This is a genomic window from Bacteroides sp. OM05-12, from assembly GCF_003438995.1.
In the GTDB taxonomy this organism is placed as follows: domain Bacteria; phylum Bacteroidota; class Bacteroidia; order Bacteroidales; family Bacteroidaceae; genus Bacteroides.
The window spans coordinates 203,307-219,682 of the sequence record NZ_QSUN01000003.1; the positions used below are offsets into that span (position 1 = coordinate 203,307).

Genomic DNA, 16,376 nt, shown 5'->3' on the forward strand with positions numbered 1-16,376 from the left:
GATATACAATTATGTTTGATTTTAGTATAGTAACAAGCTGGATACACGGGATGCTTACTTCCGTCATGCCTACGGGGCTGGCAATATTCATCGAATGTGTAGTTATCGGCGTCTGTCTGATGTTGGCATATGCAGTAATTGCTATCATCATGATATTCATGGAACGTAAGGTATGCGCTGCTTTCCAATGCCGACTCGGCCCGATGCGTGTAGGTCCTTACGGTACCATACAAGTATTTGCCGATGTATTCAAGATGTTGATAAAAGAGATTATCACCATCCGCCACGCAGATAAATTCCTTTATAACCTTGCACCTTACATTGTGATTCTTGCTTCCATCATGGCATTCGCCTGTCTGCCTATCAATAAAGGCATGGAGATATTAGACTTCAATGTAGGCGTATTCTTCCTTATGGCTGCTTCTTCCATCGGTGTGGTAGGTATCCTGCTGGCAGGATGGAGTTCCAATAACAAATACTCACTCATCGGAGCGATGCGAAGCGGTGCACAAATGATTAGTTACGAGTTGTCCGTGGGACTCTCTATTCTGACCATTGTAGTACTGACAGATACCATGCAGTTCAGCCAGATTGTAGAACGTCAGGCCGACGGATGGTTTATCTTCAAAGGGCATATCCCTGCCGTGATAGCTTTCATCATTTACCTGATAGCCGGAAACGCGGAGGTGAACCGCGGACCGTTCGATTTACCGGAAGCGGAGTCGGAACTGACCGCCGGATACCATACGGAATATTCAGGTATGCACTTCGGTCTGTTCTATGTAGCGGAATTTGTCAACCTCTTTATCGTGGCAGCCGTAGCCGCTACAATCTTCTTGGGGGGATGGATGCCTTTCCACATTGTAGGGTTGGACGGGTTTAACCAAATAATGGACTATATACCCGGATTCATCTGGTTCTTTGCCAAGGCATTCTTCGTGGTATGGCTGTTGATGTGGATAAAATGGACATTCCCGCGTTTACGTATCGACCAGATCCTTACACTGGAATGGAAATACCTTGTACCGATAGGATTGTTCAACTTATTATTGATGGTAATATGTGTGGTATTCGGATGGCACTTTTAAAGAAGGAGAATAGAGTATGAGTAATAATAAAGAATATACTTATTTAGGCGGACTTGTTCACGGAGTGAGCACACTGCTGACGGGAATGAAGGTGACTGTCACCGAGTTCTTTACCAAGAAGGTTACCGAGCAATATCCGGAGAACCGGGATACATTGCAGATGTTCGACCGTTTCCGTGGTACACTGAATATGCCTCACGATGCGGAAGGCAATAATAAATGTATTGCCTGCGGATTGTGCCAGATGGCTTGTCCGAACGATACGATTCATATTACGACGGAGACGGTGGAAGATGCCGAGACCGGGAAGAAAAAGAAACGGCTCGTCCGTTACGAATACGACCTCGGTGCATGTATGTTTTGCCAACTGTGCGTGAACGCTTGTCCGCACGATGCTATCAGGTTCGACCAGGAATTTGAACATTCCGTTTATGAGAGAGAGAAGCTGGTGAAGGTGCTGAATGGATAAAGTAATCAAGTCCCCCCGCTTGAGCGGGGGATAGGGGGTGTGTAAATTCTCATTAAAGGGTGTATGAATTGTCCCCAAGCATATATTTAACAACATATCAATATGGTAATAACCTACAAGAAAGGACTAAAGCAATTGGCATCGGAACTAAGGCAGCAATGCACACAATCCGAAGCTAAACTGTGGGAACAGTTGAAAGGGCGGAAGGTAGCCGGACACAAGTTCCTACGCCAAAAGCCCATCGGTGACTACATCGCCGACTTCTACTGCAAGGAGCTACATCTTGCCATTGAGCTTGACGGACTATCACACGACAGCGAAGAAGTGATGGATAAAGACGCCGTCAAAGAACGCTATCTGAACAGTTTGGGCATACGAGTTCTGCGCTTTCCGGATGGTGAGGTGATGAATGATATGCGGAATGTATTGCGGGAGATAAAATTCGTGATACAGGAGAGGGTGAGTATCTATGGGAAGAAGATTCCCCCACCGCTTGACGGATGAAAGAAGATTCACACACCCCCTACCCCCGCTCAAGCGGGGGGGAAAGACAAGAATAAGATAAAACAATAAACAATATAATAATGGAAATAACACTGGAACTTATTGTATTCCTCATATTGGCGGTATTTATGAGCGTTTGCTCCATACTTGCCGTTACCACGAAGAGGATTCTGCGTTCGGCCACTTACCTGTTGTTTGTGCTATTCGGTACGGCAGGTATCTACTTTCAGCTCAACTACTCCTTCCTTGGAGCGGTGCAGCTTTTGATCTATGCAGGAGGTATCACGGTACTTTATGTATTCTCCATCCTGCTCACTTCCAGTCAGGGAGATAAGGCGGAGAAGCTGAAGAACTCTAAAATGCTTGCCGGGTTCATTACCACATTGGCAGGATTGGGTATTTGCCTGTTCATTACATTGAAGAATAACTATCTGCCTTCCTATTTCGAACACGGGGAACTTGAACTTCGTACCATCGGACACGCATTGATGAGCGGAGATAAATACGGATACATTCTGCCTTTCGAGGTAATCAGCATTCTGTTGCTGGCATGTATCATCGGAGGTATCCTTATCGCCCGGAAGCGATGAGAGAATTAACAATGAATAATGAACGATTAATAATGAGGGATAATAAAGAAGAGTATGCGGACATTATTAATTCCTTAACTATTAATTATTAACTTATGAGATTATGATACACATGGAATATTATTTGGTGGTATCCACCATCATGATGTTTGCAGGAATCTACGGATTCTTCACACGTCGCAACCTGCTTGCAATGCTGATTTCGGTAGAGTTGATTCTCAACTCGGTAGATATCAACTTCGTTGTATTCAACCGTTTCCTGTTTCCGGGACAATTGGAAGGCTTCTTCTTTGCCCTATTTGCCATCGGAGTCAGTGCGGCGGAGACGGCTGTGGCGATTGCCATCATCATCAATATTTACCGGAATATACGCAATATTCAGGTGAAGAACATGAATGAGATGCAGGGATGAAAGAGTTTGGTCGACATGAACACGTATGTTCACCTATACATGACCACATAAGGTCACATACCCATGAACACATAAGGTCACGTACCCTGTACATTATAAGGAAGTGGGGATGCTTCCGCATAGGGGAGACGCAAAAAGTCGAAGTAACCAAGCCTCCCCGCTTGAGCGGGGATTGAGGGGTGTATGAAATCTCCCCCGTGCATACACAGCAGAGAAGATTCACACACACCCTACCCCCGCTCAAGCGGGGGAGCTAAGATACTTTTAACACATCCTATTAGTAACAAACGATTAAATACTTATATAGATTATGGAATATACAATACTGATACTCATACTACCTTTCCTTAGCTTCCTGCTATTGGGACTGGCGGGTATGAAGATGTCCAACCGCATGGCAGGAGCCATCGGTACGATGGTATTGGGAGTAGTTGCCGTGCTGAGTTACTACACCGCTTTCGCCTATTTCACAGGCGGACGCGATGCCGGCGGCGTCTTCCCTACCCTGATACCTTATAATATGGTGTGGTTGCCTTTCACGGAGACGCTGCACATTGACTTGGGAATACTCTTGGACCCTATCTCCGTGATGATGCTGGTGGTGATTTCCACCGTGTCACTGATGGTACACATCTACTCTTTCGGGTATATGAAAGGAGAGCGGGGATTCCAACGCTACTATGCCTTCCTGTCACTCTTTACAATGAGTATGCTGGGGCTGGTAGTAGCAACAAATATCTTCCAGATGTACCTGTTTTGGGAGCTGGTGGGTGTATCTTCTTATCTGCTTATCGGGTTTTACTACACCAAACCGGAAGCTATCGCCGCAAGCAAGAAAGCGTTCATCGTCACTCGCTTTGCCGACTTGGGTTTCCTTATCGGTATCCTGTTTTACGGATACTATGCAGAGACGTTCTCGTTCACCCCGCAACTTCAGGCGCTTGCCACCGCAGGGGCAATGATACCTCTGGCATTGGGATTGATGTTCATCGGAGGCGCCGGTAAGAGTGCCATGTTCCCGTTGCACATCTGGTTGCCGGATGCTATGGAGGGCCCTACCCCCGTCAGTGCCCTGATTCATGCCGCCACGATGGTAGTAGCCGGAGTTTACTTGGTGGCACGTATGTTTCCGCTCTATATAGGTTATGCACCGGATGTGCTTCACTGGATTGCCTATATCGGAGCATTCACCGCATTCTACGCAGCAGCCGTAGCTTGTGTGCAGAGCGACATCAAACGTGTGCTGGCGTTCTCTACCATCTCACAGATAGGTTTTATGATTGTGGCACTCGGTGTCTGCACGTCGATGAATCCCCATGAAGGCGGTTTGGGTTATATGGCAAGTATGTTCCATCTGTTCACCCACGCCATGTTCAAAGCATTGCTATTCTTGGGAGCAGGTTGTATCATCCACGCTGTGCATAGCAACGAGATGTCCGCCATGGGAGGTCTGCGTAAGTATATGCCTATCACGCACATCACGTTCCTTATCGCCTGTCTTGCCATATCGGGCATTCCCCCGTTCTCCGGTTTCTTCTCCAAGGATGAGATTCTGACCGCCTGCTTCGAGTTCAGCCCCGTGATGGGTTGGGTGATGACGGTGATTGCGGCAATGACGGCTTTCTATATGTTCCGGCTATATTATTGCATCTTCTGGGGGCATGCACGGCATGCTTCCGACTCGACAAGCGAGCATGCACGGCATGCCTCCGATTCGGCAAGCGGTGTTCACACACCCCCTACCCCCGCTCAAGCGGGGGAACCTGCGGATGTGTACCCCCGCTTGAGCGGGGGCAGGGGGTGTGTAAATCCTCATCATGTTCCACATGAAGCACCACTGACGATGACCATTCCGTTAATCTTCCTTGCTATCGTTACTTGCGTGGCGGGGTTCATCCCCTTCGGCGACTTCGTGAGCAGCAACGGTGAAGCCTATACCATCCATCTGGATATGCAAGTAGCTGTCACGAGTGTATGTATCGCGGTAATCTCCATTGCCATAGCAACGCTTATGTATGCCCGTGCCAAGCAGCCGATTGCCGATAAACTGGCACGCACATTCAGCGGGTTACACAAAGCCGCTTACCATCGTTTCTATATAGACGAAATATACCAGTTTATCACACATAAAATCATCTTCCGTTGTATCTCCACGCCTATCGCATGGTTTGACCGTCATGTAATAGACCAGTTCATGAACTTCATGGCATGGAGTACCAATGCTACGAGTGAAGAGATACGCGGTTGGCAAAGCGGTAACATCCAGCAATATACAATCGTGTTCTTGGGTGGTGCACTGGCATTGGTGCTGCTGCTGTTGATGATATAGCGGCGGTATTCAAGCCTCCCTGCTTGAGCGGGGATTGAGGGGTGTGTGAAATTTCCTTCACCGCTTAATGGATGAAAGAAGATTCACACACCCCCTACCCCCCGCTCGAGCGGGGGAACAAGAGGGTCTGAGACCCCTCTCCCTCTGTTTATAGAGGGAGTACCCCGAAGGGGGGAGGGAGTTCTTCAAGGACTGATAAGATAACAAGATTAATAATTATAACCTATTATGAACATACTAAGTTTATTTATACTGATTCCCCTACTGATGCTGCTTGGTTTATGGCTGAGTAAAAGCATCTATCAGATACGAGGGGTGATGGTGGCAGGCTCTACTATCCTGTTAGGACTGGCAGCTGCGCTCGTATTTATGTACCTTGACGAACGCAACGGCGGGAACACTGCCGAGATGCTGTTCACGGACAGCTACGTGTGGTACGCTCCCCTTAACATACATTATGCCATCGGGGTAGACGGTATCTCCGTTGCCATGATATTACTTTCGTCTATTATCGTTTTTACCGGAACGTTTGCTTCATGGAAGCTACAACCGCTCACTAAGGAGTATTTCCTTTGGTTCTGCCTGTTGACCGTCGGAGTATTCGGGTTCTTCATCTCAATAGACCTGTTCACCATGTTCATGTTCTATGAAGTCGCCCTTATTCCCATGTATCTGTTAATCGGCGTATGGGGCAGCGGCAAGAAAGAATATGCCGCCATGAAACTGACATTGATGCTGATGGGAGGTTCGGCATTGTTGCTGATCGGCATACTCGGCATCTATTTCGGCTCGGGAGCCACCACGATGAACATCCTTGAGATAGCCCGACTGCATAACATTCCATTCGAACAACAATGCATTTGGTTCCCGCTTACTTTCCTTGGATTCGGCGTATTGGGAGCGTTGTTCCCTTTCCACACATGGAGTCCCGACGGTCACGCTTCAGCTCCTACGGCAGTATCCATGCTCCATGCCGGAGTATTGATGAAGCTGGGAGGTTACGGTTGTTTCCGGGTTGCCATGTACCTGATGCCGGAAGCCGCACAGGAACTAAGCTGGATATTTATTATCCTGACCACCATTTCTGTGGTGTACGGAGCATTCTCCGCCTGCGTACAGACCGACTTGAAATATATCAACGCCTATTCATCCGTAAGCCACTGCGGGCTGGTGCTTTTCGCCATCCTGATGATGAACACTACCGCCGGCACAGGTGCTATCCTACAGATGTTGTCACACGGATTGATGACTGCTTTGTTCTTCGCCCTTATCGGTATGATATACGGAAGGACACATACACGTGATGTACGCGAATTGGGCGGACTGATGAAAATCATGCCGTTCCTTGCCGTAGGTTATGTCATTGCCGGACTTGCCAACTTAGGTCTGCCGGGATTGAGCGGTTTTGTTGCCGAGATGACTATCTTTAACGGTGCGTTCATGGACAACGATGTATTCCACCGCACGGTAACGATCATCGCTTGTACCTCTATCGTGATTACGGCAGTCTATATCCTCCGTGTAGTCGGTAAGATTCTTTACGGAACATGTACGAACAAGCATCATCTGAAACTGACCGATGCCACATGGGACGAACGGGTAGCGGTTATCTGCCTGATTATCGCCGTTGCCGGACTGGGTATGGCTCCGTTCTGGATCAGCGACATGATACATGAGAGTGTATTACCTATTGTTTCACACTTAACTCTCAACTAAATACAATTATGGATTATAGTCAATTCTTATATATGCGACCGGAGCTATCACTCATAGCAGTGATTATCATCCTCTTTTTGTTCGACCTGTTCTCAGGAGAAAAGGCACGCGAGTATTTCCAGCCGTTAGCCTGCTCGCTGATGCTTGTATATACATTGGTAAATATCATCCCCGGCGATGAACCGATGAAACTGTTTGGAGGTATGTACCAATATACGCCGGTAATGAATATCGTGAAAAGCATTCTTGCCGTAGGAACACTTATCGTCATACTGCAAGCCAACAACTGGCTGATGCGTGAAGACACTCGTCATAAGCAAGGAGAGTTTTACGTGCTGTTGCTGTCTACCCTGCTCGGAATGAACTTCATGATTAGTTCGGGCAACTTTCTGATGTTCTTCATCGGACTGGAGCTTGCTTCCGTGCCAATGGCGTGTCTCGTTGCATTCGACAAATACAAAGGTCACTCCGCCGAGGCGGGAGCTAAATATATCCTATCGGCACTGTTCTCGTCAGGACTGATGCTTTACGGTATCTCCTTCATTTACGGAACCACGGGTACATTGTATTTCGATGACATCACATCTGCCATAACCGGAACTCCGTTGCAGATACTCGCACTGGTATTCTTCTTCTCCGGTTTGGGTTTCAAGATAAGTCTCGTACCTTTCCATCTTTGGACGGCAGACGTATATCAAGGTGCTCCAACCAGTGTGACATCCTATCTGTCCGTTATCTCAAAAGGCTCTGCCGTATTTGTCTTAATGACGATACTTATCAAGGTATTCGCCCCGATGGTAGCCGAATGGCAAGAGATGCTTTACTGGATTATCATCGCCTCTATCACCATCGCCAATCTGTTTGCCTTGCGCCAACAAAACCTGAAACGCTTCCTTGCTTTCAGCAGTATCTCGCAGGCGGGATACATTATGCTTGCCGTTATCAGCGGTAGCGCACTCGGCATGACTTCCCTGATATTCTATGTATTGGTGTATCTTGTGGCCAACCTCGCGGCGTTCGGAGTTATCAACGTGATAGAACAAAACAGCAAAGGCAAGATGGATATGGACGATTATAACGGACTCTACCAGACGAACCCGAAGTTATCGTTTATCATGACGCTTTCCCTGTTCTCATTGGCAGGTATTCCGCCGTTCGCCGGCTTCTTCTCGAAGTTCTTCATCTTCATGTCCGCTTTCGACGCCGGGTTCCATTTACTTGTATTCATTGCCTTGATTAATACGATCATATCTCTGTTTTACTATCTGAAAGTAGTAAAAGCAATGTATATCAAGCCGAATGACCAACCGATAGCCGCTTTCCGCAGTGACAACTACACACGGATAAGTCTTGCCGTATGCGTCGCGGGCGTAATCCTGCTGGGCATTGTCAGTGCCGTATACGATGGAATCAATGTATTTACGTTTGGTATGTAAGCAACGTATAAATTATAGAAACAAAGCGGGTGTGCCTTCATCAGAAGCGCACCCGCTTTTGTTTTGTCAGTACAGAATGTCTCTTTTTTCCAAGAGTATTATCACTGAAAGGATTAACTTTGCACACTCATGGAACGCTTCAATGTCATACAGCCCTCTGCCGTGCTTGCACCTTACGTCAAGCACTATTGGTTATTGGAGAGTGACGATGTGATCAATTCACAGCGGGTTATTCCCACCGGAAACATAGAGTTACTTTTCCATCGGGGTTACCCCATGAAGCGTAACGGTCAAATGATACCAATCACTTCACTCTCCGGACAATCGCTCTCGTATGCCGATTTGATTCCCACCGGTACGGTCAACATGATTGCCGTCGTGTTTCATCCGTTTGGAGCGAAGGCTTTCTTTGAGTTCCCCGTATATGAATTGTCCAACCTGATTGTATCGGCAGACGAGCTGGGTATCGACCCACTCAGGGAGTTGGAGGACAAGATTCTTAATACGGCTGACGACAATGTATGTATCCATTTGATTGAATCCTTTTTAATCAACCGCCTGAATCCGTTTAAGGAGTACAACTACAAACGAATGGTCGCTACGGTAGGTTCAATCAACCTGTGCGATGTAGAACTATCCGTGTCTCGTTTGGCGGAAACGGTCTGCCTGAGCAAGAAACAGTTCCAACGGATCTTTAACGAACACATAGGAGCAACTCCGAAAGAATTCATGCGGATTGTACGATTTCACAAAGCACTCTATACGTTACAAAACAATCCTACGATGAGCTTTACCACGCTTGCCTATGAGTGCGGATATTACGACCAGGCACACATGACGAATGAATTCAAACTCTTTTCAGGCTATACCCCAAGCCAGTATGTGGCAATCTGTGCTCCACATTCCGATTACTTCTCTTACTAATGTCTCTTTTTTACAAGTTTGCCAACCTTCATGGTTCTATCTTTGCGGAGTCAATAAGATACAATAACATTAAAAAGTAAAAACAATGAAGAGTTTAATTAAACTTGCAGAGATTCCTTCGGTGGATTTCAAACGTGCGGTAAAATTCTACGAAGCAGTATTAGGACTTAAACTAACGGTTTGCGACAGTTGCGAAAGCGAGAAGATGGCTTTCTTCTCGGACTTCTCAGCCCAACCGAATGTAGCGATTTCATGGGCTGCCGATTTTCATCCGTCCAAAGACGGTGTTTTAATCAGCCTTTCCGTTGGTAGTATCGAAACGACTTTAGATCGTATTAACGCCAACGGAGGAAAAACCGTTCGCCCCAAAACAAAAATCGAAGCAGATGGTATGGGATATTTCGCCATGTTCTCAGACAGTGAGGGCAACACGCTCGGTCTTTATGCCGATAAGTAAGTCCAGCATCTGAAAGACTCCCTGAGTCATATCAATTCTCTCCCTTATGCAACAAGAGTTTCATAATATATGGAACTAATGTTTCACAAAATATGAAACTTTTGTTCCATATTTTGTGAAACTATTCTATCATCAAAGGGAATATAACGATTGACGCAGGGACGAGGCTTAATCCCCCCTATCCCTTACTATGATCGAGCCATTTCTTGATTGTATCCTTCAGCAACTGTGTGGAGACAGGCTTAGAGACATAGTCGTCACAACCCGCATTTATCGTACGCTGCCTGTCCTGATCAAAAGCGAATGCCGTAACCGCTATAATGGGAATCTTCTTATCTGTTTTACGGATTTCCCTGGTAGCCTCAATCCCGTCCATCTCCGGCATTTTAACGTCCATAAGAATGAGAGAAGGCTTTAATTTATGGAAAAGCTCAACCGCCTCCCTGCCATTGAGAGCACGTACCAATTCGTACTCTTTCCGCAAGATGGATGACATCAGAATATAATTGCTATCCGTATCTTCGGCTATCAATAAGAGAGGTTTCTCCTTACCGGCAGAAGCAACCGTTCTTAACATTCCACTAGTCACATCGTCTTGAGAATCAGCAGCATGATGTTCCAATAAATGTTCATCATACGGATGTGTAAACCAGAAGCAAGAACCTTTACCCACTTCCGAATCAACGCCTATCTCTCCGTTCATCTGTTCTACAAGGCTCTTACAGATGGAAAGTCCCAGTCCTGTACCGTGCACAAAAGAATTCAGTTTGACAAAACGGTCGAAGATAGAGCCTACTTTATCCGCAGAGATACCGATTCCCGTATCACGCACATAAAACTTCAGTTCCGTATCGCTTATCCGTTGATAACCTACTTTGATGCTTCCTTTCGAGGTGAACTTCAACGCATTGTTTATAAAGTTGGTTATGACTTGTATCAGACGGTTCTTATCGCCATAAATATAACATTCGGGCAGATGTTCATCAAATTCAATCGTTACAAGCTCGGTGGCCTTCATGCTCATTGAACGCACAATCTCACTGCAAAGCTGGTTCACATCCACATATCCTTTCACAAACTCAAACGTGCCCGCCTCCATCTTAGAGAGGTCAAGTATATCGGATATCAGTTGCAATAACAGCTCATTATTCTCCTGTACGATGGAAATATACTGACGACGTTCTTCTATATCCTCGGTATCTACCAATAAATTGGAGAATCCTACAATCGCATTCAACGGTGTGCGTATCTCATGGCTCATATTAGCCAGAAACGCCGACTTCAGCTTGTCAAGTGTTTCCGCTTTATTCTTAGCCTCAATGAGCTTGTACTCGGTCTCTTTCAACTCTGTTATATCATAATTGATACAAACCATTTCAATAAAGCCCTCTTCCGGCCGATAGTTTTTTACGATTACATTGACGCGAGTCCATGTATAGTGACCATCCTCACGCATAATACGCATATCGTGGCGAAGCATGGATTCTTCTCCGCTCTTCACCTTCTCCAGAAAGGCAAGCATTATCTCCCGGTCTTCCGGATGGAAATGAGCATGTACCCCGATAACATCGGTCAGCGGCGTGCCTTCCTGTTCGCCTACATTACGGTACCAACTGCTCAAGGCATATCCGTCACGCGTCAGAGCATCAAAATGGGCATAACCCACCTTTGCGTATTCACCAACAAGCGTAAAGAAGCTCTCGAACTCTTGTATTCTGCTATATGCATTTGTCGTCTCCGTATTATCGATATTAATAAACAGATAGTTGATGAAGTTATTCTGAGAATCATACAGGGGAGCAACTTTAGTAATCAAGTCGATATTCCCATGGCTGACACAATTATAGTAGTTTTTCGTCTTCTCAAAGTCGTACTTCAATGTAAAATCAAGCGCCTCTTTCCTGAAAATCCTTTCCACTACCATCGGAGGGATATTAGGATTATCGGATATATTAACGCCCAAAGTGTCTTCTTTGGTTTTGACGCCGAATATCTCCAGATCCTTGTCATTCATATCTACCAGATAACCGTCTTTGTCATAGAGCTCGATGCCGACGGGAAGGTTCTTATAAATGTTGCGGAGTATTCTCTCACTACGGTCAAGCGCTTCGTGAGCAGCAAATGTTTCGGTCATATCCGAGAACATAATGACAATATCGTTGCCCTGAGGAGAGTAGGCCACGGAATGGCAGTATTTATTTGAGCCATCCAAGCGGAAGTTAATCTCTTTATGTTCCTTGGTATAAAGCAACTCCGCCAATACTGCTATCCTCTTCTTCACATCTATGCCCAGACTGCTCGCTCTCTTACCCACATAATCGGAAGCATTACAATTCAGTATTTCGAGACCCGACGAATTAATATCCGTAAATTCATAGTCATAAGGATTACCCTCTTCATCAAAAAGCATTCTAACATGGATATAGCCTACCGGCATATATTTATAGAGACTCTCCAAGTAACGTTGCTCTTCCTTCGCTTTGAGTTCCGACTTACGCAGACTCATGCATATGCTGATAATATTGGCGAGCGAGGCAAGCCATTGGTAATCTTCATTCGTCCAGTCCCGATAAGTATCCACCACATCGATACCCATATATCCCCATACACCGTCTTTATAAACCATGGGAACGACCATAAGAGATTTTATATGCTGTGCTTTCAACACCACATAGTCTTCTTCGGCTTCCGGCGGCATATCATCCAAACTGAACAGGATAATAGGTTTGCGCATAAGTAATTGCTCGCACCACCATGATGTTGAGGTGATAGGCAATTGCTGTAAGGACTCCTTTTCCCGGGAGACATCATCCTTGGTTACCTCATACGTACAGCTTTGCATCCCTTCTTCGAAGTTGAACTCAAAGATATACGCACGTCCGGCATCATATTGCATAAGAATATCTTTCAGTATCTTATGAATGACTTCCGTCATATCCTCTATTTGCATGAATGACAATAGGGTACGAGATATGCTGTTTTGCTGATACAGCAGATTATTTATGCGATGGAGAGCAACTTCACCCGTGCTGACTTTCTCCGGGTTGTCTACACATTGCAAAAAGCCAAGTGCCGTAACATTCCCGTCCATATCCTTTTCCTTCTGATTAAGTTTGGAGTGCACCCATACTTCACCATATTTAGAAGAGACAGGAAAAGTTTGTTCATATACTTCCTGATCTTGTATAGATAGAAATTCATTGGAGATACGTACCCGATAGTCCCTTCGTATCAAGCCCTGAAAAGCATAAAAACTGATGGTATTATCTCCCTCCAGACCTAAAAGATCAGCCACAAAATCAGAACAGACATATTCCCGACTCGTAAAGTCGGCTTCCCACCATCCTAACTTAGCCATTGTCATAAGCTGCCGGAACTTCTCATTCTCAATCTTTAAATCTCTATCTATCATAGCTTTTAATAAGTTATGCCACAAATATATCCATTATTCGCTATATAAAGAACGATTCGATGGAAAAAAACTTCGAAAACCCGACAGAACACCCCATTCATAGGAATGTAACATACCTTTAACAAGAATGTATCCCGTTCGTTTTACTGCTGTAACTAAACCGGCTCATCTTTGCAGCGTAAAAAGTAATTGTATATGATGAACAGAATACTACGAACAAAAGGAGCTTTAATCTCTATTTCTCTACTCTTTATTCCCTTTATTACTTTTGCCGGTAATATAAAAGGCAGTATCAAAGATAAGACTTCTCACGAAGTACTTATAGGCGCTACGGTACAAATCAGTTCGACAACCGGTACCGTCACCGACTTCGACGGCAACTTCGAGCTGACCAACATCAGTGATGGAACTTACAACGTCGAGATAAAATATGTATCCTACAAGACCATTTTACTCAATAATATTCAGGTAAAAGGAAATACACCTACTATATTAAATATTGAAATGGAACCGGAGAGCCAAACGCTGGGCGATGTCACAGTAGTGGCGCAAATGAAAAAGAATACCGACGTAGCACTGCTCACTTCCACCAAGAACAGCCTGCTGGTGCAAAGCGGAGTTTCGGCACAGCAGATCAGTAAGACGCAGGATAAAGACGCGTCGGAAGTAATCCGCCGCGTACCGGGTGTATCCATCATCGACGAGAAATTCGTCATGGTACGCGGACTGTCACAACGGTACAACAACGTATGGGTAAACGGGAGTGCCGTACCCAGTTCCGAAGCCGATTCACGTGCTTTCTCATTCGATATCATCCCCTCTTCACAGTTGGATAACATGATTATCGTAAAGAGCCCCGCACCGGAATACCCGGCAGACTTTACCGGAGGGTTTATCTTAATCAATACGAAGGATATGCCGTCGGAGAATGGCTTGAATATCTCGGTAGGAGGAGCTATCAACGATAAAACACACTTCAGGGATTTCATACGTACGAAAAGCAGCTCGACAGACTGGATAGGCTTCGACAACGGTTTCCGCTCATTGAATGCCGGCATGAAAGGCGCACTCAATCTTTATCCGGGTGCTACCAACCAGATTGACTTGCTAAACAACGGTCTGAATAACGACTGGCGCATCCGCACTATAAAGCCCGTAGGAGACTTGAAAGTGAACATGACTTACAATCATAAATGGGAAACAGAAAGCGGACGTACGTATGGTATGCTGGCAGCCGTCAACTACAGCAATACTTTCAAAACATATCTGGACATGGAGAACTCGCTCTATGGCCCATACAACACCGTAAAAGACGAACCGGTTTATCTGCGTAAGGCAACGGACGACCAGTACAGTAACGATGTACGCATCGGTGCAATGCTGAACCTGACATTCAAACCCCGCAGTACACGTCATCACTATGAATTCAAGAACATATTCAACCAGATAGCGAAGAACCGCTATTCTGAACGTTGGGGATTCAATGCACAACCAGACAACATCAATAATATGGAATATTATTATTCCAGCCGAACCACCTACAACGGACAATTTACGGGTAAACATACTTTCGATAACGACCGCTTCGACTGGAGCGCAGGCTATGCTTATGCCAACCGTAACCTGCCGGACCGTCGCCGAATCGAACGCACCGACCGTACTAACGAAACAATGAGCATTTACCGCATCATCCGTGAGTTCACCCGTCTGGACGAGCATATCGCTTCCGCCAACGTGAACTACCGTCATGACTTCGCCTTCGGTGATTTCACTCCTGTACTGAAAGCCGGACTATACGGTGAATATCGTACCCGTGCCTACAATGCACGCCAGTTCCAATATGCATGGATGCCACAGAACACATTGCCTGCAGGATTCCAATTTAATACGAATGTACAAGACAATGTACTCATCGACGAAAACTATGGCATGGACAAACTGTATATGTACGAAGAGGTGAACAAACTGAACGACTATAAAGGTAATAATACGCAAGGCTCCGGATATGTGGGCATGAACCTTCCTTTCGGTGTATTCAACCTTTATGCCGGAGTGCGCTATGAATACAGTCGCATGGAACTGATTATGAATACCCGCCAATATGAAGAAAGTCCTAACAGCACGTTCTATGATTACAGCGATTTCTTCCCGTCGGTAAACATGACCTACAAACTCGCCGAAAGCCAGCAGTTGCGTCTTGCCTATGGAAAATCGGTCAACCGTCCGGAATTCCGTGAGTTATCCACTTCCGTATTCAATGATTTTGATTTGGGTAGTGACGTCATGGGTAATTCAAGTCTTAAAGCTGCTTATATCCATAATCTCGACCTGCGATATGAGTGGTATCCGAGCAATGGTGAACAAATCTCCGTAGCATTGTTCTACAAACGCTTTAACAATCCTATCGAATGGACCTACACGATGGCGGGAGGTACAGACCCTATCTATTCCTACGTCAATGCAAAAGGAGCTGACAATTACGGTGTGGAACTGGATATACGTAAGAATCTTGACTTCATCGGATTAAAAGATTTCAGTCTGTCACTTAATGCAGCATTAATCAAGAGTAAAGTAGAGTTTGAGAAAGGCAGTAAAGATATCGACCGCCCTATGCAGGGACAATCACCTTATCTTATCAATGCCGGAATATTCTACCGTAATGAACGCTATGCCCTCAACGCAGCCGTGCTCTACAACCGAATCGGTAAACGAATCATCGGTGTAGGACGCAGCATGGGTAGCACTACCGAAGGCGATGTGCGAAACATTCCGAACTCGTATGAGATGCCACGCAACAGCATAGACCTGTCATTAGGCAAGACTTTCGGCAGATGGGAACTGAAAGCATCCGTACGCGACCTGCTTGCCGAACGTGTCTACTTCAAACAATTTGAAGATGTTAAGATCAACGGACAGAAGAGAACAATTGAGGAAACGACCAAAAGTTACAAACCGGGGCGTACCTACAACCTCTCATTAAGCTACAGCTTTTAATTTACTAACTTAGAATAAGGACAAAGGGTGACTAACCAACACCCA

The 16,376-nt window shown here is 45.6% G+C and carries 12 protein-coding genes; 11 read left to right on the top strand and 1 reads right to left on the bottom strand.

Annotated elements, in window-relative coordinates:
- Nucleotides 1-11 precede the first annotated feature (11 nt).
- From nuoH to DXB63_RS04165, 10 genes are all read left to right on the top strand, one after another.
- The gene (nuoH, locus tag DXB63_RS04120) at nucleotides 12-1,088 is read left to right on the top strand and encodes an NADH-quinone oxidoreductase subunit NuoH (protein ID WP_122125129.1); all 1,077 of its coding nucleotides are present in this window, start codon (nucleotides 12-14) and stop codon (nucleotides 1,086-1,088) included.
- A 16-nt stretch (nucleotides 1,089-1,104) separates the two neighbouring features.
- Nucleotides 1,105-1,557, top strand: a complete 453-nt coding sequence (locus DXB63_RS04125; RefSeq protein WP_122125130.1) for an NADH-quinone oxidoreductase subunit I — start codon at nucleotides 1,105-1,107, stop codon at nucleotides 1,555-1,557.
- A 102-nt stretch (nucleotides 1,558-1,659) separates the two neighbouring features.
- Nucleotides 1,660-2,061 (top strand): endonuclease domain-containing protein, encoded by a 402-nt coding sequence (locus tag DXB63_RS04130; RefSeq protein ID WP_122125131.1) that lies wholly within the window; start codon nucleotides 1,660-1,662, stop codon nucleotides 2,059-2,061.
- 80 nt (nucleotides 2,062-2,141) lie between these two features.
- Nucleotides 2,142-2,651, top strand: coding sequence for an NADH-quinone oxidoreductase subunit J (locus DXB63_RS04135; RefSeq protein WP_122125132.1), 510 nt, complete (start codon nucleotides 2,142-2,144; stop codon nucleotides 2,649-2,651).
- Between the two features lie 103 nt (nucleotides 2,652-2,754).
- Entirely contained in the window at nucleotides 2,755-3,063 is a 309-nt protein-coding gene (gene nuoK / locus DXB63_RS04140) for an NADH-quinone oxidoreductase subunit NuoK (protein ID WP_122125133.1), read from the top strand.
- 310 nt (nucleotides 3,064-3,373) lie between these two features.
- Nucleotides 3,374-5,392, top strand: a complete 2,019-nt coding sequence (gene nuoL / locus DXB63_RS04145) for an NADH-quinone oxidoreductase subunit L (protein ID WP_122125134.1) — start codon at nucleotides 3,374-3,376, stop codon at nucleotides 5,390-5,392.
- A 228-nt stretch (nucleotides 5,393-5,620) separates the two neighbouring features.
- Nucleotides 5,621-7,108 carry a NuoM family protein gene (locus DXB63_RS04150; protein WP_122125135.1) on the top strand — a complete coding sequence of 496 codons (1,488 nt, stop codon included), beginning with the start codon at nucleotides 5,621-5,623 and terminating at the stop codon, nucleotides 7,106-7,108.
- Between the two features lie 8 nt (nucleotides 7,109-7,116).
- Nucleotides 7,117-8,544 carry an NADH-quinone oxidoreductase subunit N gene (locus tag DXB63_RS04155; protein WP_122125136.1) on the top strand — a complete coding sequence of 476 codons (1,428 nt, stop codon included), beginning with the start codon at nucleotides 7,117-7,119 and terminating at the stop codon, nucleotides 8,542-8,544.
- Between the two features lie 129 nt (nucleotides 8,545-8,673).
- A complete protein-coding gene (locus tag DXB63_RS04160) occupies nucleotides 8,674-9,468 on the top strand; it encodes a helix-turn-helix domain-containing protein (protein ID WP_122125137.1) in 795 nt (264 codons plus the stop codon).
- A gap of 85 nt (nucleotides 9,469-9,553) precedes the next feature.
- Complete coding sequence (locus DXB63_RS04165) at nucleotides 9,554-9,925, top strand: VOC family protein (protein WP_122125138.1); 372 nt, start codon at nucleotides 9,554-9,556, stop codon at nucleotides 9,923-9,925.
- A 178-nt stretch (nucleotides 9,926-10,103) separates the two neighbouring features.
- Here the strand turns inward: DXB63_RS04165 and DXB63_RS04170 are convergent, their stop codons facing one another.
- Nucleotides 10,104-13,337 (bottom strand): ATP-binding protein, encoded by a 3,234-nt coding sequence (locus DXB63_RS04170; RefSeq protein ID WP_233522775.1) that lies wholly within the window; start codon nucleotides 13,335-13,337, stop codon nucleotides 10,104-10,106.
- Between the two features lie 195 nt (nucleotides 13,338-13,532).
- On the opposite strand from DXB63_RS04170, the gene DXB63_RS04175 reads away from it, so the two are divergent.
- Nucleotides 13,533-16,331 (top strand): TonB-dependent receptor, encoded by a 2,799-nt coding sequence (locus tag DXB63_RS04175; protein ID WP_233522777.1) that lies wholly within the window; start codon nucleotides 13,533-13,535, stop codon nucleotides 16,329-16,331.
- Nucleotides 16,332-16,376 lie beyond the last annotated feature (45 nt).